Raw genomic sequence first — 18,931 nt, 5'->3', positions numbered from 1 at the left:
GGGGCCGGCCGGTCGCACCGGTCGCGCCCGGATGCGGGTCAGTCCGCCCCGGGAGCCTGCCCCACGTCACGGCGGACCCGGCGCACCTTCTTGTCGGACACCGCACGCTCGCCCAGCGCCTCCGGCGTCCACTCCGCGTCGGGGACGTCCTGGAAGGACCGGCTGCTCACGACGTCGCCGACCTCGTCGACCAGGGCGGCCTCGCCGGGCTGCGACCCCTTGGCGGGGCGGCGCTTGCGCAGCGGCGGCTCGACGCCGTCCGCGAGCCGGCGCGTGGTCAGCAGGAACCCGGTGTGGCCGATCATCCGGTGCTGCGGCCGCACGGCCAGGCCCTCGAGGTGCCAGCCCCGCACCATCGACTCCCACGCCTGCGGCTCGGTGTACCGGCCGTCCGCCCGCACGTCCTCCGCGAGGCGCGAGAGCTGCGTGGCCGTCGCGACGTAGGCGATGAGCACGCCGCCGGGCGCCAGGGCGGTGGCGACGGCGTCGAGGTTCTCCCAGGGGGCCAGCATGTCGAGCACGACGCGGTCGACCTCGCCCGGCCCCTCCGCCGTCGGGAGCACGTCGACCAGGTCACCGACGGACAGCCGCCACGCCGGGTGGGGGCCGCCGAAGAACGCCTCGACGTTGCCGCGCGCGATGGCCGCGAAGTCCTCGCGCCGCTCGATGGAGTGCAGCCGCCCGCCGTCGCCGACAGCCCGCAGCAGCGACATGGTCAGGGCGCCCGACCCGACGCCCGCCTCCACCACCCGGGCGCCCGGGTAGATGTCCGCCATCTGCACGATCTGCCCGGCGTCCTTCGGGTAGACGACGGCCGCACCGCGCGGCATCGACAGCACGTAGTCGGACAGCAGCGGCCGCAGCGCCAGGTACTCGACGCCGCCGCTGCTGGTCACGACGGTGCCCTCCGGCGCGCCGATGAGCTCCTCGTGGCGGAAGTAGCCCTTGTGGGTGTGGAACGTCGCGCCCGGCGCGAGCGTGATGGTGTGCAGCCGCCCGCGCGGGTCGGTGAGCTGGACGCGCTCCCCCACCCGGAGCAGGCCGCGGCGCTGGTCGGCGCCCGTCGGCTGGGGAGCGGTCGCGGGGGCGGTGTCGTCGGTCACGGGGGTCGAGTCTAGGAGCGCAGCGCGGCCGCGACGTCCGTGCTGCGCAGCAGGGCCACCACGCGTCCCTCGCTGACGGCCACCATCACGGGCGCGAACCGCGACACCGCGGCGACGGCCTGCACCAGCGCCGGACCGTGCAGCCCGGCGTCGACGACGGCGCCGGCAGGCAGCGTCACCGCCACCGCGGTCAACGGCACCCCCGCCCGCTCGGCGGCGGGGACCGCGTTCGCGGCCTCGGGGTCGACGTAGGCGGCCGGCCGGCCGTCCGGTGCCAGCAGCACCACCGCGCGGGCGCCCGTGCGCCCTCGCTCCGCGTCGGCCTCCGCCAGCACCGCCGTCGCCGGCAGCGCGACGGCGGGCACCCCGACCGAGCCGACGTGCAGCGCGTCGACCGCCCGGCCCCGCCGCGCGCCGCGGATCGCCTCGGAGGCACCCGACCACAGGAACGCGCCGATGAGCGCCCCCCACGCCACGGACCAGAGGTCCGGGGTCGCGCCCCGCGTCAGCGGGAGCGCCACCACCACCACCGCGAAGCCGACGGCGACGACGCGACCCGACCAGCCGGCGACCAGCGCGCCCCGGCGGCGGTCGCCGCCCGCGCCCCAGACGGCGGCCTCCAGGACCATGCCGCCGTCGAGCGGCAGTCCGGGCACGAGGTTGAACAGACCGACGAAGGCGTTGGAGTACGCGGCCGCGTAGAGCACGAGCGCGGCGAGGCCCCGCGGGTCCGCGAGCCCGCCGGCGAGCCAGAACAGCCCCGCGAGCAGCAGGTTCGCGAGCGGACCGACCACCGCGACGAGCGCCTGCGTGCCCGGGGTGATCCGGCCGCCGAAGGCGGTGTGGCCGCCGATCAGCGTCAGGGCGTACTCGCGCACCTGGAGCCCGCGGGCGCGTGCCGTGAGGCCGTGGGCGAGCTCGTGCACCAGCACCGACAGCAGCAGGAGCAGGCCGACCACGAGCGCGACCACATAGGTCGACCCCGTGCCGAGCCCGGGCGCCCGCACCCGCACCGACGGGGCGAACACCAGCGCGATCACCGCCACGACCAGCAGGCTGCTCGGGCTCAGGACCACCGGAGAACCGGCGACCCGCCCGACGACCCAGCCCCGCGTTCTGTCTGCCACGGGCGACAGGCTACGTGGCCGCGCCGCGCCGGCGCGGCGGCCGGCGCGCGCCGGGGTGCGCGGCGGGACCGCGGTCCGGCGCGGACGGGTGTGTCGGTGGTCGGCCGTAGTCTCGTCGACGTGACGACCGACCCGCAGCTGCTCGCGCCCGTGTCCGTCGACGGCTCCGACGCCGGCGACGTCGAGGCCGCGCCCGAGCCCCGTGTGCCGGGGTTGTCACCGTCGCGGGCCAACGACTTCCAGCAGTGCCCGCTGCTGTTCCGGTTCCGGGTCGTGGACAAGCGGCCCGAGCCGCCGAGCGCGGCCGCGGCCCGGGGCACGCTGGTGCACGCCGTCCTGGAGCGGCTGTACGACCTGCCGCTCGGCGAGCGCACACCCGCGGCGGCGCACGCCCTGGTCCCGGAGGCGTGGGACCGGCTGGTCGAGCGTTCCCCGGAGGTCGTCACGCTGTTCGCGGACGAGCAGGAGCGGGAGTCGTGGCTCGGCAGCGCGCGTCTGCTGCTCGACACGTACTTCACGCTCGAGGACCCGAACCGGTTGCAGCCCGGCGACCGCGAGCTCGCCGTGACGACGCTGCTGGAGGACGGCCCCCGGCTCCGCGGCATCGTCGACCGGCTGGACGTCGCCGCCGACGGCGCGCTGCGGGTCGTCGACTACAAGACGGGCAAGTCGCCGAACCCGGGCTTCGAGGGCTCCGCGCTGTTCCAGATGCGGTTCTACGCCTACGTCCTCTGGCGTGAGCGGGGCGTGCTGCCGTCGCTCCTGCAGCTCGTCTACCTCGGCGACGGGCAGATCCTGCGGCACGCGCCCTCCGAGGCGGAGATGCGCACGCTCGAGCAGCGGCTGCGCGCCCTCTGGGCGCAGATCGAGGAGGCAGCGCGTACCGGCGAGTGGCGGCCCCGCACGTCCCGGCTGTGCGACTGGTGCACCCACCAGGCCGTGTGCCCGGCCTTCGGCGGCACCCCGCCGGAGATCCCGGAGGGCGCCGTCGAACGCGCCATCGGCATCACCCCCGTCGCGCGCGCCTCCTGAGCGCGGGCTCCGCGGGGCCGTCCGGTCAGCGCAGCAGGTCGAGCACGCTGCCCTGCGCGATCCGCACCAGGTCCGCCACGGCCACGTCCGCCAGCGACGACGTCGTGCTGAGTCCCGGCAGGTCCGGCAGCTCCCGGAGCACCTCGACAGCCAGTACCCGGGCGCCGGACGCGACGCCCGACGTGATGCCCGCCGGGGAGTCCTCCACGACGACGCAGTCCGTGACCGCCAGGCCCAGCCGCTCGGCGGCCAGCAGGTACGGCTCCGGGTCCGGCTTCGGCCGCTGCACCTCGTCGCCGGCCACGACCGCCGCGAACACGCCCGCCACCTGCGCGAACGGCTCGGCGAGCTCGCGGTAGGACGACGTCACGAGCGCCTGCGGCACACCGGCCTCGGCGAGCGCGGCCAGCAGCTCACGGGCCCCGGGCTGCCACGGAGTGCTCTCCGCGACCGCAGCGGCGACCCGCTTGTTGAGGAAGTCCACGATCTCGTCGACCGGCAGGCCCACGCCGCGGCCCTGGAGGATCTCCGCGGAGACCTTCATGGGGTTGCCGACCAGGGTGAGCCCGTCCTCGTGCGTCCACGTGCCGCCCCACGACTGCACGAGCTCGGTCTCGGCGGCCATCCACAGCGGCTCGGTGTTCACGAGCGTGCCGTCCATGTCCCAGAGGACGGCGGCCGGGAGGTCGGTGTGGCGGGTCACGAGGTGCTCCTGTCGTCGAGGTGCCGGGCGGCAGTCCCCCGAGGCTAACCGGCCCGGGAGGCCGGGCGGTGAACGGCGGTCGTCCGGGGGGGGCGGCCGGCCCGTCACGGCGCCGGCCCGCGGGGCGGCCCCGGCGCGTGCCGTCCCGGTCGCGCCGGCCACCGCGGTGGGCCATGGTGAGGGTGATGCCTCCTGCCCCGGGCCCCGTCGGTGGTGCGCTGCGCCGGGCGCGCCACGGCCTCCTCGCGGCACTCGCCGGCCGGCCCTGGATCGGGCACGCACTGCGGACCACCGCAGCGGCCGTACTCGCGTGGCTCGCGGCCCGACTCGCCCCGGGCTCGTGGAGCGAGTACCCGTACTACGCACCGCTCGGTGCGGTGGTCGCGACGTCGCTGACAGTGCGTGCGTCGACACGCCGTGCGGGGCAGGCCGCCCTCGCGATCGCGCTGGGGGCCGCGATCGCGAGGGTCGTCGACCTGACGCCGCTGCCCGGCCTGCCCGCGCTCGCCGTGGTGGTGCTGGCCGGGGTGCTCGTGGCGCACTGGCGGCTGCTCGGCGACATGGGGTCGTGGGTGCCGACCTCTGCGCTGTTCGTCCTGGTCATCGGCGGTTCGGACCCGCTGGACTACGTGTCGGCGTACGTGGGCCTCACCCTCCTCGGGGCCTCGATCGGGGTGGGCGTCAACGCGCTGCTCCCGCCGCTGCCGCTCACCCCGGGCGAGCGTGCCCTCGCCGCCCTGGCGGAGGCAGCTGCCTCGCACCTGGACGAGCTGGCGGAGGCCGTCACCGCGGACGACCGGCCGCTGCCCGACCCCGCCGCGTTGTGGGCGGCCCGCGCCCGCGCGGACGCCGCCGTGCGGGAGACGCGCGAGGCGGCGCGCGCCAACTGGACCGCCGCACGCTACCGGCAGTGGCGCGAGCGTCAGGCGGCTGCCGCGGCGCGGATCGACACGGCGGCGGGGATCGCCGTCGACGTGGGGCGGGCGGTGCACGTCGCCCGGGCGGTGCAGTCCTCCCGCGGCGACCCGGTGACGTCGGGGGTGCACGTCCCGGTCGCCGCGACGCTCGACGCCGACGCCCGGCAGCACGTCGCCGACGCGCTCCGTGCCGCTGCCGCGCTCGTCCGCGAGCTCCCCGGCGAGGGTCCGGCTCCGGAGACGACGCAGTGCTTCGCTGATGCGCTCGACGTCCTGCGGGCGAGCCTGGCGACCGGACGCACCGCGGACACGCCCACGCGCGCGGCGGACGCGGTCGTCGTCGCGCTCGCACCGCTGCTGACCGGGTGACGCCGGCGGGGACCCGCCACCGCCCGCGTGCTGGCGCGCTACGGTCGGGCGATGGGTTCGATGACCGCGTTCGTGCTGCTCGTGTACGTGCTGGTGCCGGCCGTGCTCGCCTTCATCCTGTACCTGGTGGTTCGGCGCGCCGTCCGCGACGGGTTCCTCGACGCCCGCGAGGTGGACCGCCGGGAGGCGGCGCTCCGCCAGGCGGCCACGTCCGCCCCGCCCGCGCCCACCACCGCGCCGGTCCCCTCCGGCGGGGCGCGGCCCCCGTCCGACCCGGCCTGACCACCTCCGCCGCGTGCGGATCCGCACGCGCCTGACGCGCCGGGCGCGCCCGCACGAACGGATCCGAACGAGCTGGCACGGGCCGGGCGCACGACCCGGCGCCCCGGTGTCGTGGCCCGCGCCCCGCGTCCGCCGCCCGCCCGGCCGTCAGCCCCCGCCGTCGAGCGTGAACCGGACCGTGCGCCGCTCGACCGACGCCTCGGACAGCCGCACCCGCACGTCCGTGCCCAGCGGCAGCGACTCCCCCTCGACGCGCCCCCGCGCCGGCGGCTCCCGCAGCTGCACGACGCCCGAGGTCCCGTCGTCGCGCACGTCGACGACCACCCCGCCGAACTCCTCACCGACCCGGCCGCTCAGCAGGGCCGCCTCGACGAGGTCCACGCAGCCGCGGTCGTACGCGGCAGCCCGCCGGTCGCCGCCCGCCATGACGTCCGGCAGCGACGGCAGCGCCTCGCGCACCCACGCCGGCAGGTCGGCCCCCGCGCACAGCGCGACGCACGTCTCTCCCACGAACCGGTCGACCAGCCGGCGCAGCGGTGCCGTGGCGTGGGCGTACGGCGCGGCGATCGCGGCGTGCTGCGGCTGCTCGGGTGCCTCGCCGTCGAACGCCACGTACGCCGCGCCGCGCAGCAGGGTGGTCGCCTCGGTGAGCAGCGCCGCCTGCGCCGGCACCGAGGCGTCGAGCCCGCGCACGACCTCGGCGTGCCCGGCGCCGTCGGGCCACGGGACCCCGAGGGCGCGCGCCGTCCGCCGCAGCCGCTCGACGTCCCGGGGGTCGGCGGGCGGCAGGGTGCGGAGCACGCCGGTGCCGCCGTCGAGCATGAGCCGGGCGGCCGCCATGCCGGTCAGGAGCGACACCTGGGCGTTCCAGTCCTCGACGGGCAGGGTCGCCCGGCTGGTCAGCGTCCACCGGTCCGCCCCGTCGACCGCGACCTCCTGGTCCGGCGTCGGCAGCGTCAGCCCCCCGCGGGCGACCTCGGCCGCGACCCGCAGCCGCCCGACCTCCCGGAGCAGCTCCGGCGTGCCGTCCGCCGTGCCGGCGTCGAGGGCGCGCTGCACGCCGGCGTAGTCGAGCTGCGCCCTGCTGCGGACGACCGCGCGGTGCACCCGGACACGCGTGGGCTCGGCGTCGGCGTCCAGGTCGAGGTCCCACAGCAGCGCGGGGGCGTCCTGGTCCGGCAGCAGGCTCGCCGCCCCCTCGGACAGCCGCGGGGGGTGCAGCGGCACGCGGCCGTCGGGCGCGTAGAGCGTGACGACGCGGCGCCGGGCCTCCGCGTCGACCGCACCGCCGGGCCGCACCCACGCGCCGACGTCCGCGATGGCGTAGCGCAGGCGGTACCCGGAGCCGCGCCGCTCGAGGTGCAGCGCCTGGTCGAGGTCGCGCGAGCCGGCCGGGTCGATCGTCACGAACGGCACGTCCCGCGCGTCCTCCCGCGCGGCGCCGTCGTCCGACGGCCCGGCGGCCAGCACCTCGTCCACCTCGGCGAGCACGTCGGTGCCGAAGTCCCCCGGCACGTCGAGCTCGTCCCGCAGCGCGATGAGCCCCGCCCGGACGGCGGCGTCGACCCGCTGCGCACGGGCGTCCCCACCGGCGGGGCGGAGACGGACGTGGCGCACGCGGCGAGCCTAGGCCGACCGCGCGCTCTCCGCCCGAGGTCGGGCCCCGCGACGCGCGGGCGCTCGGCCGCGCCTGGTCGGGACCCACGTGCTCGGCGCCGCCCCCTCACGCCCCGCCCGCTCGGCCCCGGTCCTCAGCCGCGCTGCGAGAACGCCGCGTCGAACGCCGCGTCGGGCGCGTCGAACGCGAGGCGCCGCACGAACGCCAGCGCCTCGGGCGCACCGAGCAGCCGGTCCATGCCGGCGTCCTCCCACTCCACGGAGATCGGCCCGTCGTACCCGATGCTGTTGAGCACCCGGAACGCGTCCTCCCACGGCACGTCTCCGTGCCCGGTGGAGATGAAGTCCCAGCCGCGGCGCGGGTCCGCCCACGCGAGGTGCGACCCGAGCCGGCCGTTGCGGCCGTTGGACATCCGCTTCTTCGTGTCCTTGCAGTCCACGTGGTAGATCCGGTCGCGGAAGTCCCACAGGAACGCCACCGGGTCGAGGTCCTGCCAGACCATGTGGCTGGGGTCCCAGTTGAGGCCGAACGCCTCGCGGTGCCCGATGGCCTCCAGCGTCCGGACGGTGGTCCAGTAGTCGTAGGCGATCTCCGACGGGTGCACCTCGTGCGCGAACCGGACGCCGACCTCGTCGAAGACGTCGAGGATCGGGTTCCAGCGGTCGGCGAAGTCCTGGTACCCGGCGTCGACGGCCGCCTGGGAGACGGGCGGGAACATCGCGACGTACTTCCAGATGGACGACCCGGTGAAGCCCACGACGGTCTTCACCCCGAGGCGGGCGGCCATCCGGGCGGTGTGCTGCATCTCCGTCGCGGCGCGCTGCCGGACGCCCTCGGGGTCGCCGTCGCCCCAGACGACGTCCGGCAGGATGTCGCGGTGGCGCTGGTCGATCGGGTCGTCGCAGACCGCCTGCCCCTTCAGGTGGTTCGAGATCGCCCAGACCTGCAGGCCGTACCGCTCGAGGACGTCGAGCCGGCTCTGGACGTAGGCGTCGTCGTCCCAGCGCCACGGGTCCAGGTGGTCGCCCCAGCAGGCGATCTCGAGGCCGTCGTAGCCCCACTCGGAGGCGAGGCGGGCGACCTCCTCGAAGGGCAGGTCGGCCCACTGGCCGGTGAACAGCGTGACGGGTCGTGCCATGGTGCGCGCTCCTTCTCGGGTGGGCGGGTCGCGGCGGGGCGACCGGGGTCGTCGTGCGGGTGTCAGGCCAGCGGCACCCACCGGCTGTCGTCGGCGGCGCTGCGCTCCACGGCCTCGAGCACGCGCTGCACCTCGAGCCCGTCCGCGAACGACGGGCGGGGGTCGCGGCCGGCGGCGATGTCGCCGACGAGGTCGACCACCTGGTGCGTGAACGCGTGCTCGTAGCCGAGGCCGTGGCCCGCGGGCCACCAGTGCGCGATGTAGGCGTGCTGCGGCTCGGTCACCACCACGCGGCGGAACCCCGCGACGGCGGCGTCCTCGGTGGCGTCGTGGACGTGCAGGACGTTCATGTCCTCGAAGTCGAACGCGAGGGACCCGCGCTCGCCGTTGACCTCCAGCCGCAGGGCGTTCTTGCGGCCCGTCGCGAACCGGGTGGCCTCGAAGACGCCGAGCCCGCCACCGGAGAGCCGGGCCAGGAACACGGCGGCGTCGTCGACGGTCACCGGCCCCCGCCCGGTGCCCGCCGTGCCGTGCAGACCGGCGAAGTCCGCGGCGACCGGGCGCTCCCGCACGAACGTCTCGAGCAGGGCGGAGACGCCGGTCAGGCGCTCACCCGTCACGTACTGCGCGAGGTCCACCGCGTGCGACGCGATGTCGCCGAGCGCCCCGGACCCGGCTGCCTCCTTGTCGAGCCGCCACGACAGCGGCGCCTCGGGGTCGGTCAGCCAGTCCTGCAGGTACTGCACCCGCACGTGGCGGATCGTCCCGATGCGACCCTGCTCGACGAGCGTGCGGGCGAGCTGCACCGCCGGGACGCGCCGGTAGGTGTAGCCGACCATCGAGCGCACGCCCCGGGCGGCGGCGGCCTCCGCGGCGGCGACCATGACCTCCGCCTCCGCGACGGTGTTCGCGAGCGGCTTCTCGCACAGCACGTGCTTGCCGGCCTCCAGGGCGGCCACCGCGATCTCGGCGTGCGTGCTGCCGGGGGTGCAGATGTCGACCAGGTCGACGTCGTCGCGGTCCACCAGCTCCCGCCAGGACGTCACCGACTCCTGCCAGCCGAGCCGGTCCGCGGCCGCCTTGACCGCCCCCGCGTCGCGGCCGCCCAGCACCCGCATCACCGGCGTCCGCGGCAGGTCGAAGAACCGCGGCGCCGTGCGCCACGCCTGCGAGTGCGCCGCGCCCATGAACGCGTACCCGACCATCCCGACGCGCAGCGGCGCCGTCGTCGTCCCGTCCGTCACGAGACCCTCCTCTGCTGGGGGCGGCGGGGCCGGCCGGCGCGCGCCCGGCCCCGCCGCCCGCCGGTCAGGACTCGAACGCCGAGTCGATGTACTGGTCGACGTTGTCCGCGGTCACCACGGGTGCGTAGAGCTGCACCGTGCGCGGCACCCCGGAGGACGCGAGGTCGCTCAGCGACTTCTCGTGCGCCACCAGCCGGGCCAGCCGGATGCCGTCCGCCGCCTGGGTGGACGGGTAGACGACGGTGGCCTGCAGGACGGAGTCGCCGGACTGGATCTCCCGCATGACGTTCGCGGAGCCCGCGCCCCCGACCATGAAGAACTCGTCGCGGCCGGCGTTCTCGATGGCGGCCAGGACGCCGACCCCCTGGTCGTCGTCGTGGTTCCAGATGGCGTCGATCTCGGGCGCCGCCTGCAGCAGGTTCGCCGCCGCCTGCTCCCCGCCCTGGACGGTGAAGTCCGCGGCGACGCGGTTGCTGACCTCCAGGCCGCAGCCGTCGAGCGCGTCGGCGAAGCCCTGGCTGCGGTCCTGCGTCAGGGGCAGCGAGTCGATGCCGGCGATCTCGGCCACCACCGCGTCCGGGTCGTCGCCGAGCTGCTCGCAGATGTACGTGCCGGCGGACACGCCCATGCCGCAGTTGTCGCCCAGCACGGTGGCCCGGGAGGCGAACGGGCTGGAGAACTCGCGGTCGACGTTGATGACCGGGATGCCGGCCTCCATCGCCTTCGTCGCCACGTCGGTGAGCGCCGCACCGTCGAACGGCAGCAGCACGATCGCGTCGACGCCGTCGTTGATGAACTGCTCGATCTGGCTGATCTGCAGGTTGACGTCGTTGGTGCCCTCGGCGACGCGGAGCTCGACGTCGGAGTACGTCTCGGCCTCCTCCTGGGCGGCCGTCGTGATCGCGCCCATCCAGCCGTGGTCGGCCGCCGGGGCGGAGAAGCCGATGACGACCTCCTCGCCGGCCTCGTCGTTGTCGGACACGGCCTGCTGGGAGGTGGTGCCGCGGTCGGCGTCGCCGTCGTCCTCCTCGGCCGGGGTGTTGGAGGTGCAGGCGGCCAGGAAGGCCACGGACAGGACCGCGACGGACGCCAGCGTGCGGCGGCGGCGCAGGGTCGGGCGAGCGGACATGGGATCTCCTTCGACGATGTCCAGCGGGCGGGTGGGTGTCGTGCGGTGGGCCTCCGAGCGGGCGCGACGCGGTGCGCCGGACCGCCGGCGGCTAGGTCGTGCGGGGTGCCGAGCGCGTCGTGAAGCGCTGCTGCAGCAGGACGGCGGCGATGATGATCGCGCCCTTGGCGACGGCCTGGACCGAGGAGTCCAGGTTGTTCTGGACGAAGATGTTCGTGAGCGTCGCGAAGATCAGGACGCCCAGGACGGTGCCGACGATGGTGCCGCGGCCGCCGGCGAGCAGCGTGCCGCCGACGACCACCGCGGCGATCGCGTCCAGCTCGTAGAGCTGGCCGTTGGTGGAGGACCCCGCACCGGTGCGGGCCAGCATCATGACCCCGGCGATCCCGGCGGCGAGGCCGGACAGCGCGTACAGCAGCATGGTGTGCCGCCGGACCGCGATGCCGGCGAGCCGGGCGGCCTCCGGGTTGCCGCCGACGGCGACCGTGCGGCGGCCGAAGGTGGTGCGGTTCAGCAGGAACCAGCCCGCGACCGCGACGGCGGCGAAGATCCAGACGATCTTCGGCACGCCGAGCAGGTCGCCCTTGAACGTGGACGAGAACGACGACACGGTCACGAGCTGGGTGCGCCGCTGCGCGATGAGCTCGGCGAGCCCCCGGGCGGCGACGAGCATGGCGAGCGTCGCGATGAACGCGACCACCCGCCCGTAGGCGACGAGCACGCCGTTCACGAGGCCGGCCGCCACGCCGACGAGCAGCGCGCAGCCGACCATCACGATCCAGCCGTACTGCTCGGCCATGGTCTGGGTCGCGAGCGTGGTCGCCCACACCGACGCCAGCCCGAGCACCGACCCGACGGACAGGTCGATGCCGCCGGCCGTGATGACGAACGTCATGCCGATGCTGATCACCCCGATGATCGAGGCGGTCGACAGGATGACGAGGAGGTTGTCGACGCTGGCGAACCTGCTGCCGGCGGTGACGTAGCCGACCACGCCGATCGCGGCGAGCGCGATGACGAGGCCGAGCGTGCGGGCGGCGCCGCCGGAGGCCGGGCCGCGCCGGGTGCGCACAGGCGGAGGGGCCGCCCGCTCGGTCCGGGCCGGCTCGTCCGCCGTCGGCGTCGAGACCTGGTGCTCGCTCACGCGGCACTCCCTTCCATGACGAGGTCGAGCACGGCGTGCTCGTCGATGGCGGCGGCGGGGCCCTCGTGGACGACCCGTCCCTCGGAGACGACGAGCACCCGGTCCGCCAGGCCGAGCACCTCCGGGATCTCGCTGGAGACGACCACGACGGCCGCGCCCTCGTCGGCGAGCCGGCGCACGAGGGCGTAGATCTCGGCGCGCGCGCCGACGTCCACCCCGCGGGTCGGCTCGTCGAGCAGCAGCACGCGGCAGCCGTGGACCAGCCAGCGCGCGAGCATCGCCTTCTGCTGGTTGCCGCCGGACAGGGTGCGCATGGCGCGGTCGACGCCCGCGGGGCGCAGGTCGAGCGCCTCGGCCTGCTCCCGGGCCGCGGCCCGCTCGGCGCGCTCGTCGAGCAGCCCGCCGCGCGCGAAGCGGCCGAACGTCGAGAGCGTGATGTTCCGGTAGACGGGCTCGTCCAGCAGCAGGCCCTGGGCCTTGCGCTCCTCGGGGGCCAGGCCGACACCGGCGGCCACCGCGGCCGGGACCGTCCCGGGGCGCAGTCGCCGGCCGGCGACCTGGACGCTCCCGGCCGTCGCCCGGCGTGCGCCGTAGACGGTCTCCAGGATCTCCGACCGGCCCGACCCCACCAGGCCCGCGAGCCCGAGGATCTCCCCGGCGCGGACCTGGAAGGTCACGTCCTCGAACGCGCCCCGCAGCGCGAGCCCCTGCACGTCGAGCACGACGGGTGCGTCGGGCGCGACCCCGGGCGCGGGCGGGAACGCGTACTCGACCGCCCGGCCGGTCATGAGCCGGATGAGGTCCCGGGTGGGCGTCTCGCGAGCCGGCAGGTCGCGGGCGACCGTCCGGCCGTCCTTGAGCACCGTGATGCGGTCGCCGACCGCGCGGATCTCCTCCATGCGGTGCGAGATGTAGACGATGGCCACGCCGGACGCCGTGAGCTCGCGCACCACCCGGAACAGGTTCTGCACCTCGTCGGCGTCGAGCACCGCGGACGGCTCGTCCATCACGATGACGCGGGCGTCGTGCGACAGGGCGCGCGCCATGGAGACGACCTGCTGGGCGGCGGCGGGCAGCGAGCCGACCTCCTGCCCGGGCGAGATCTCCGGGTGGCCGAGGCGGGCGAGCAGCTCGCGGGTGCGGCGGCGTGCGTCGCCCCGCCGGGAGACTCCGGCGGTGGCGAGCTCGTGGCCGAGGAACACGTTCTCGGCGACGGTGAGGCCGCCGACCACGTCGAGCTCCTGGTACATCGTCGCGATGCCGAGCCGCAGGGCGGCCACCGGGTGCGGGATCGTGACGACCTGGCCGTCGACGAGGACCTCGCCCTCGGTGGGCTGGTGGGCGCCGGCCAGCACCTTGATGAGCGTCGACTTCCCGGCACCGTTCTGCCCGAGCAGGCAGTGCACCTCCCCCGGCAGCACGTCGAGGTCGACGCCGTCCAGCGCCCGCGCCCCGGGGAACTGCTTGACGATGCCGCGCATCCGCAGCAGCGGCTGCGGGTCCTCCCGCGGAGGGTCCTCGTTGACCATGGGAGCGAACGTAGGCGTACTTCTGTCGTCCGTCAATCATAAGTTCGATGTCGTCCGTCAGAGTTACCCAACCGTGACGCGCAGAAGCGGCGCCGGTTCGTGGTTCACTAAGCGCCATGCAGGACGTGGTGAGGCTCCCCCAGCGGCACACGGGCGCCGGCGACTTGTTCCAGCTGCTGCGCGACGGCGCGCCGCGCACCCGCGCCGACCTCGCCGCCGCCACCGGCCAGGCACGCTCCACCGTCACCGCCCGGGTCGACCAGCTCCTCGCCGCCGGGCTGATCGCGCCGGCCGGCGAGGCGTCCTCCACCGGCGGCCGCCCCCCGACCACCTTCGCGTTCCGGCCCGGCGCCCGGGTGGTGCTCGCCGTCGACCTCGGCGCCACCCACGCCCGCATGGCCGTCACCGACCTGGCCTCGACCGTGCTGGCCGAGGCGGAGGCACCGCTGCCCATCGCCGACGGGCCGGACGTCGTGCTCGGCTGGGTGGTCGAGCACGGGCGGGCGCTGCTGGCCCAGGCCGGGCGCCGGCCCGAGGACCTCGTCTCCGTCGGCGTCGGCCTGCCGGGACCCGTCGAGCACTCCACGGGCCGGCCCATCAACCCGCCGATCATGCCCGCGTGGGACGACGTCGACGTGCCCGGCATCCTCGCGGCGCAGCTCGGGGCGCAGGTGCTGGTCGACAACGACGTGAACCTCATGGCCCTCGGCGAGCACCGCTCCGCGTGGCCGGACGTCGACGACATGCTCTTCGTCAAGGTCGCCACAGGCATCGGCTCGGGGATCATCTCAGACGGCCGGCTGCGTCGGGGCGCCCAGGGCGCGGCGGGCGACATCGGCCACATCGCGGTGCCCGACGCGGCGGACGTGCCGTGCCGGTGCGGGAACCTCGGCTGCCTCGAGGCGGTCGCCAGCGGGCGGGCGCTCGCCGAGCAGCTCGCCGCCGCCGGGCTGCCCGCGCGCGACGGCGCCGACGTCGTCGCCCTGGTCCGGGCCGGCGACCTCGCCGCGGGCCGCGCCGTGCGGCAGGCCGGGCGGGAGATCGGCTCGGTGCTCGCGGCGTGCGTCAGCCTGCTCAACCCGTCGCTGGTCGTCATCGGCGGCGTCGTCGCCGAGGCCGGCGAGCACCTCATCGCCGGCATCCGCGAGGTCGTCTACCAGCGCTCCCTGCCGCTCGCGACGCAGCACCTGCGCATCGTCACGTCGCAGGCGCGGTCGCAGGTCGGCATCCTCGGCGCGTCCGCGATGGCGGTCGACCACGTGCTCGCGCCCGAGGCGGTCGACGCGCTGGTCGAGTCGCGCATCGCCTGACGCGCGCGGCCGGCCGGATCAGCCGACGGCCGCCCCCGCGACGGCGGCCAGCGCCGTCCGGAGCCCCGCCGCCCGCTCGGCGAAGCCGCGCTGCCGCCGCACGTACTCCGCCTTGCCGTCGGGCGTCTCGATCGCCACCGGCTCCAGCCCGTACGCCGTCACGTCGTACGGCGAGGCCTGCATGTCCGTGCGGCGGATCTCCGCGGCCAGCTCGAACGCGTCGAGCAGCAGGGCGCCCGGCACCAGCGGCCCGAGCTTCAGGGCCCACTTGTACAGGTCCATGTTCGCGTGCAGGCACCCGGGCTGCTCGTCGCGCACCTGGGACTCCCGGGTCGGCTGCGTGGCGTTGCGGGGGCGCGCCTCCGGCGTGAAGAACCGGAACGCGTCGAGGTGGGTGCACCGGATGCGGTGCGACTCGACGACCGCGTCCGTCCCGGCCGGCCCGAGGCGCAGCGGGAGCGCGTGCCGCCGGTCCGCGCCGTCCTGGCGGTAGACCATCGCCCACTCGTGCAGCCCGAAGCAGCCCGTCGCGGCGGGGCGGGCCGCCGTCGCGGAGAGCAGCGCGTGCACGTACCGGACCGTGTCGCCGCGGTCGGCCAGGAACGCGTCGAGGTCCAGCGCGACGACGCCGTCGCCGCCGGTCCGGTACCAGCGCCAGCCCGCGTGCGGCGCGGGGCCGTCGGCGCCGGGGGCCAGCGCGACGCCGCCCCCGGGGTGCCAGCGACGGAGCTGCGCGGGCTTCGCCGGGTAGTACTCGAACAGGAAGTCCTCGACCGCGTGCCGCTCCCCGCGCGCCCGGCGGTCGCGGTGGGCCGCCGTGAGCGCGTCGGCGCGTGCCGCGTGGCCGTCCGCGGCGGCACGCCACGCGACGGCGTCCAGGACCTGCGGCGCGGTCGGCGGCGCGGGGTCGGGCAGGGCGGTGGCGGTCACGTCGTCCAGGGTAGGAGGCCCCGCTGCCTCAGGCGCCGCGCGGCGCCCGCGGCGACCGGCCGGCCCGGCACCGTCAGCACCGCGAGGCAGGCCACGACCAGGGCGACGCCGGCCCACCCCGCGGCGGGCAGCCGCTCGCCGACCACGACGACCGCGAGCACTGCCGCGACGGCGGGCTCGAGCAGGCTCAGCGTGGTGGCCGTGCTGGCAGGCACGTGCGCGAGCCCCCACCCGAACAGCACGTACCCCGTGAACATCGGCACCAGCGCCATGTAGACCCCGACGGCCGCGTTCGGCCACGACGCCACCAGCGGCGCGCCGGTCAGCAGCAGCACCGGCAGCAGCAGGACGCCGCCCACGCCGAACACGGCACCCATCGACGCCCGCGACGGCACCCCGGCGCGCATCAGCCGGTGCGCGACCCAGGAGTAGAGGGCGTACGTCGCGCCGGCGACCAGGCCGAGCCCCACGCCGGCGGCCGACGCCCCTGCGCCCGGAGCCCCGGCCGACGCCTCACCGGCCGCCACGGCCTCGGCGGCGCAGAGCAGCACGACGCCCGTGAGGCCCACCGCCGCGGCCAGCAACCAGCGCCGCGTGAGCCGCCGCCCGTCGACCACACGCTCCACGAGGGCCGACGCCAGCGGCGCCGACCCGAGCGACACCACGGTGCCGACCGCGACGCCGGCCAGCCGCATCGAGGAGTAGAACGCCAGCGGGTACACGGCCACCGCCAGCCCGCCCAGCAGCACCAGGCCGCGTCGCGCCAGCAGGGCGCCGGCGTGCCCGCGCAGCAGCCGCCCCGCCAGCGCGGCCTGCAGCAGCCCGCCGACGCCCATCGCCGCGGCGCCGATCGCCAGCGGGCCGACCTGCGGCGCGAACGTCGCGGCCGTCCCGGTCGTCCCCCACAGCACGGAGGCCGCCAGCACGGCGAGGGACCCGAGCCCCGTGCGCGCGGCGACCGCCCCCGTCACAGACCCGCCAGCAGGTCCGCCGCCAGGGCGCGCGCCCGGCCCAGCCGGTAGTCGTCGCCCTCGAGGCCCGCGCGGGCCATCGACCCCTCGAGCAGGAACGCGAGGTGCTCCGCGACGTCCGCGACGCGCGCCGGGTCGTCCGGGAGCAGCGCGGTCAGGTGCCCGGCGACGATGCCCTCGACCTCCTCCTTGTGCGCCCGCACGGCCGCGCGGCCCGGGTCGCCGACGGGCAGCTCGGCCGCAGCGTTGAGCAGGCCGCAGCCGCGGAACCCGTGGACGTAGCCCGCGTGCGCGTGGTCGGCGTAGGCGTCGAAGACCGCGAGCACGCCGGCGCGCGGGTCGTCACCGGCCTGCGCGAGCCGGGCGCGGTAGAGGTCGAGCCACTCCGCGTGCCGGGCGACGAGGTACGCCTCGACGAGCTCGGCCTTGGAGGCGAAGTTGTTGTAGAGGCTCATCTTGGCGACGCCCGCGTCGGCGGTGATCGCGTCGATGCCGGTGGCGGCGATGCCGTCGGCGTAGAACCGGCGCGCTGCTGCCGCCAGCAGCCGGTCGCGCGCGGGGCGTCGCCGGGCGGTCGCTGTCGGGCCGGCAGCGTCGACCGCCGCGTCCCTGGTCCCCGCCATCGCCCGCCTCCGCCCGCCGCGCCACAGGTGGGTAGACCGGTCTACCCACCTCCGCATCGTCACACGGCGTCCGCGTACGTGTCCACCACCGAAACGTCCAGGGCGAACTCGACCGGCGTCGGCCCGAACAGCAGCCGGCCCGCCTCCACCGCGGCCTCCCGGACGATCACGGCGACCTGCTCCGCCACGTCCACCGGTGCGTGCACCATCACCTCGTCGTGCAGGAAGAACACCAGGTGCGGCCGGCCGGGCAGCTCGCGCAGCCGGCGCCGCAGCTCCGCCATCCAGCACAGCGCCCACTCCGCCGCCGTGCCCTGCACGACGAAGTTCCGCGTGAAGCGGCCCCAGTCACGCGCGCGCCGGCGGACCTCACGCACGTCCTCCGGCGCCGCACCCTCCGCGGAGGCCGCCTGCCGCGCCGCCAGCCACGCGGCGGACGGCCGCGGGGAGGACCGCCCGAGCCACGTCGTCACCTGCTCGCCGCGCTCCCCCGCCCGCGCGGCCTCCTCGACCAGCGCGACGGCGCGCGGATAGGCACGCGCCAGCTGCGGCATGAGCACCGCGCTCGCCCCGGTCGTCGCACCGTAGATCGCCCCGAGCATCGCGTACTTGGCCTGCTGCCGGTCCGCGACGGTGCCCGCCTCCACCACCCCCGCGTACAGGTCCGCGTGCCGGCCGGCCGCCGCCATCGCCTCGTCGCCCGACATCGCGGCCAGCACCCGCGGCTCGAGCTGCGCGGCGTCGGCCACGACCAGTCGCCACCCCGGGTCGGCGCGCACGGCCGCCCGGATGCCCGCGGGCAGCTGCAGCGCGCCGCCGCCGCTGCTCGCCCACCGGCCGGTCACCACGCCGGCGGGCACGTAGTCGGGGCGGAACCGGCCGTCGCGCGCCCAGCGGTCCATCCACGCCCAGCCGTTCGCGGACAGCAGCCGGGCGAGCTTCTTGTACTCGAGCAGCGGCTCGCGCACCGGGTGGTCCTGCGCACGGATCTCGGAGGTCCGGGTCGACTCGACGTCCAGCCCGGCCGCGCGCAGCGCCCGCAGCAGCTCGGGCTGGGAGTCCGGGTTGAGCCCGGGCCGGTCCAGCGCCCTCGCGACCTCGCCGGCGAGCGCCGCCAGCCGTGCCGGGCGCTCGCCGTCGCGCGGCCGGGGTCCGAGCAGCCGCGTCAGCAGGGCGTCGTGCACGTCCGCGCGGAACGGGAGCCCGTCGTGCCGCATCTCCGCCGCGATCAGCGCACCGGCCGACTCGGCAGCGAGCAGCAGCCGGAGCCGGCCGTCGTCCCCGCACGCCTCCAGCACGCGCAGCTGCCGGCTCAGCTCGCCCGGCACGTCCGGCGCGTCCGCCGGCTCCGGGGCCGTCAGGTCGTCGAACAGGCTGGGCTCGGCGGCGTCGGGCTGCTCGACCGCCGGCGAGGCGCGGTCCCACGGTCCGTCCGGCTCGTCGGCGAACGCCGTCCCCGCGCACCGGGTGCTGCGCCGCAGCACGACGTGGCAGAGCCGCAGGTCGTGCGCCCGCTCCACACGCACACCCGCGGCGAGCAGGGCCGGGTACCAGTGCTCGGTGTCGTCCCAGACCCAGCGCGGGCGGCTCCGCTCCCGGTCCGCCACCGCGGCGGGCAGGTCCGGCCCCGCCACCCGTTCCGGGGGACCGGCCACGCCGGCGACGGCCTCGGCGGTCCCGGCGACGTCGCGCAGCACGGCACCGCCGGGCCGCTCGGGATCGGCAGCGACGAGGACGAACGGCACACCGTCCATTCTCCCTG

Annotated in this window: 17 protein-coding genes; 4 read left to right on the top strand and 13 right to left on the bottom strand. The window is 76.4% G+C overall.

What is annotated here, in order from left to right; genetic code table 11:
• Window positions 1-38: 38 nt before the first annotated feature.
• The gene (locus K5O09_RS09120) at window positions 39-1,103 is read right to left on the bottom strand and encodes a tRNA (adenine-N1)-methyltransferase (RefSeq protein WP_222172422.1); all 1,065 of its coding nucleotides are present in this window, start codon (window positions 1,101-1,103) and stop codon (window positions 39-41) included.
• A gap of 11 nt (window positions 1,104-1,114) precedes the next feature.
• Complete coding sequence (locus tag K5O09_RS09115) at window positions 1,115-2,230, bottom strand: site-2 protease family protein (RefSeq protein ID WP_255596263.1); 1,116 nt, start codon at window positions 2,228-2,230, stop codon at window positions 1,115-1,117.
• 150 nt (window positions 2,231-2,380) lie between these two features.
• On the opposite strand from K5O09_RS09115, the gene K5O09_RS09110 reads away from it, so the two are divergent.
• Window positions 2,381-3,262 (top strand): RecB family exonuclease, encoded by an 882-nt coding sequence (locus K5O09_RS09110; RefSeq protein ID WP_370635575.1) that lies wholly within the window; start codon window positions 2,381-2,383, stop codon window positions 3,260-3,262.
• 25 nt (window positions 3,263-3,287) lie between these two features.
• Here K5O09_RS09110 and K5O09_RS09105 read toward each other — a convergent pair whose 3' ends face one another.
• Entirely contained in the window at window positions 3,288-3,965 is a 678-nt protein-coding gene (locus K5O09_RS09105; RefSeq protein WP_255596262.1) for an HAD family phosphatase, read from the bottom strand.
• Window positions 3,966-4,150: 185 nt separating this feature from the next.
• On the opposite strand from K5O09_RS09105, the gene K5O09_RS09100 reads away from it, so the two are divergent.
• Both K5O09_RS09100 and K5O09_RS09095 read left to right on the top strand, forming a co-directional pair.
• Window positions 4,151-5,251, top strand: a complete 1,101-nt coding sequence (locus tag K5O09_RS09100) for a hypothetical protein (protein WP_222172421.1) — start codon at window positions 4,151-4,153, stop codon at window positions 5,249-5,251.
• Between the two features lie 51 nt (window positions 5,252-5,302).
• Window positions 5,303-5,533 (top strand): hypothetical protein, encoded by a 231-nt coding sequence (locus tag K5O09_RS09095; RefSeq protein ID WP_222172420.1) that lies wholly within the window; start codon window positions 5,303-5,305, stop codon window positions 5,531-5,533.
• A 147-nt stretch (window positions 5,534-5,680) separates the two neighbouring features.
• On the opposite strand, the gene K5O09_RS09090 is transcribed toward K5O09_RS09095, so the two are convergent.
• From K5O09_RS09090 to K5O09_RS09065, 6 genes are all read right to left on the bottom strand, one after another.
• Window positions 5,681-7,150 carry an RNB domain-containing ribonuclease gene (locus K5O09_RS09090; RefSeq protein ID WP_222172419.1) on the bottom strand — a complete coding sequence of 490 codons (1,470 nt, stop codon included), beginning with the start codon at window positions 7,148-7,150 and terminating at the stop codon, window positions 5,681-5,683.
• A gap of 134 nt (window positions 7,151-7,284) precedes the next feature.
• Entirely contained in the window at window positions 7,285-8,289 is a 1,005-nt protein-coding gene (locus K5O09_RS09085; RefSeq protein WP_222172418.1) for a sugar phosphate isomerase/epimerase, read from the bottom strand.
• 62 nt (window positions 8,290-8,351) lie between these two features.
• Entirely contained in the window at window positions 8,352-9,494 is a 1,143-nt protein-coding gene (locus K5O09_RS09080; protein ID WP_222172686.1) for a Gfo/Idh/MocA family protein, read from the bottom strand.
• A 103-nt stretch (window positions 9,495-9,597) separates the two neighbouring features.
• The gene (locus K5O09_RS09075) at window positions 9,598-10,662 is read right to left on the bottom strand and encodes a substrate-binding domain-containing protein (RefSeq protein WP_222172417.1); all 1,065 of its coding nucleotides are present in this window, start codon (window positions 10,660-10,662) and stop codon (window positions 9,598-9,600) included.
• 91 nt (window positions 10,663-10,753) lie between these two features.
• Window positions 10,754-11,806, bottom strand: coding sequence for an ABC transporter permease (locus K5O09_RS09070; protein ID WP_222172416.1), 1,053 nt, complete (start codon window positions 11,804-11,806; stop codon window positions 10,754-10,756).
• Window positions 11,803-13,335, bottom strand: coding sequence for a sugar ABC transporter ATP-binding protein (locus K5O09_RS09065; RefSeq protein ID WP_222172415.1), 1,533 nt, complete (start codon window positions 13,333-13,335; stop codon window positions 11,803-11,805). The genes K5O09_RS09070 and K5O09_RS09065 overlap by 4 nt, the downstream gene beginning before the upstream one ends.
• Window positions 13,336-13,451: 116 nt before the next feature.
• Between K5O09_RS09065 and K5O09_RS09060 the strand changes: the two genes are divergently transcribed.
• On the top strand, window positions 13,452-14,645 hold the full coding sequence (locus K5O09_RS09060; RefSeq protein WP_222172414.1) for an ROK family transcriptional regulator: 1,194 nt from the start codon (window positions 13,452-13,454) through the stop codon (window positions 14,643-14,645).
• 18 nt (window positions 14,646-14,663) lie between these two features.
• Here K5O09_RS09060 and K5O09_RS09055 read toward each other — a convergent pair whose 3' ends face one another.
• The 4 genes from K5O09_RS09055 to K5O09_RS09040 are packed head-to-tail and all read right to left on the bottom strand — an operon-like array spanning window position 14,664 to window position 18,923.
• A complete protein-coding gene (locus K5O09_RS09055) occupies window positions 14,664-15,575 on the bottom strand; it encodes a 3-methyladenine DNA glycosylase (RefSeq protein WP_370635563.1) in 912 nt (303 codons plus the stop codon).
• Window positions 15,572-16,546, bottom strand: a complete 975-nt coding sequence (locus K5O09_RS09050) for a DMT family transporter (RefSeq protein ID WP_222172413.1) — start codon at window positions 16,544-16,546, stop codon at window positions 15,572-15,574. Before K5O09_RS09050 ends, K5O09_RS09055 begins: the two co-directional genes overlap by 4 nt.
• The gene (locus K5O09_RS09045; protein WP_222172412.1) at window positions 16,543-17,169 is read right to left on the bottom strand and encodes a TetR/AcrR family transcriptional regulator; all 627 of its coding nucleotides are present in this window, start codon (window positions 17,167-17,169) and stop codon (window positions 16,543-16,545) included. The genes K5O09_RS09050 and K5O09_RS09045 overlap by 4 nt, the downstream gene beginning before the upstream one ends.
• 59 nt (window positions 17,170-17,228) lie before the next feature.
• Window positions 17,229-18,923 carry a bifunctional 3'-5' exonuclease/DNA polymerase gene (locus K5O09_RS09040; protein WP_222172411.1) on the bottom strand — a complete coding sequence of 565 codons (1,695 nt, stop codon included), beginning with the start codon at window positions 18,921-18,923 and terminating at the stop codon, window positions 17,229-17,231.
• Window positions 18,924-18,931 lie beyond the last annotated feature (8 nt).

Source organism: Cellulomonas sp. C5510 (assembly GCF_019797765.1).
Taxonomy (GTDB): domain Bacteria; phylum Actinomycetota; class Actinomycetes; order Actinomycetales; family Cellulomonadaceae; genus Cellulomonas.
The sequence above is the reverse complement of the archived record's forward strand: the minus strand, read 5'-3'. Positions and strand labels throughout refer to the sequence as shown.

Coding starts and splice junctions, on each gene's coding strand:
- K5O09_RS09080 (WP_222172686.1), bottom strand. CDS start 9,494: ATGGTCGGGTACGCGTTCATGGGCGCGGCGCACTCGCAGGCGTGGCGC.
- K5O09_RS09095 (WP_222172420.1), top strand. CDS start 5,303: ATGGGTTCGATGACCGCGTTCGTGCTGCTCGTGTACGTGCTGGTGCCG.
- K5O09_RS09065 (WP_222172415.1), bottom strand. CDS start 13,335: ATGGTCAACGAGGACCCTCCGCGGGAGGACCCGCAGCCGCTGCTGCGG.
- K5O09_RS09045 (WP_222172412.1), bottom strand. CDS start 17,169: ATGGCGGGGACCAGGGACGCGGCGGTCGACGCTGCCGGCCCGACAGCG.
- K5O09_RS09075 (WP_222172417.1), bottom strand. CDS start 10,662: ATGTCCGCTCGCCCGACCCTGCGCCGCCGCCGCACGCTGGCGTCCGTC.
- K5O09_RS09085 (WP_222172418.1), bottom strand. CDS start 8,289: ATGGCACGACCCGTCACGCTGTTCACCGGCCAGTGGGCCGACCTGCCC.
- K5O09_RS09100 (WP_222172421.1), top strand. CDS start 4,151: ATGCCTCCTGCCCCGGGCCCCGTCGGTGGTGCGCTGCGCCGGGCGCGC.
- K5O09_RS09040 (WP_222172411.1), bottom strand. CDS start 18,923: ATGGACGGTGTGCCGTTCGTCCTCGTCGCTGCCGATCCCGAGCGGCCC.
- K5O09_RS09060 (WP_222172414.1), top strand. CDS start 13,452: ATGCAGGACGTGGTGAGGCTCCCCCAGCGGCACACGGGCGCCGGCGAC.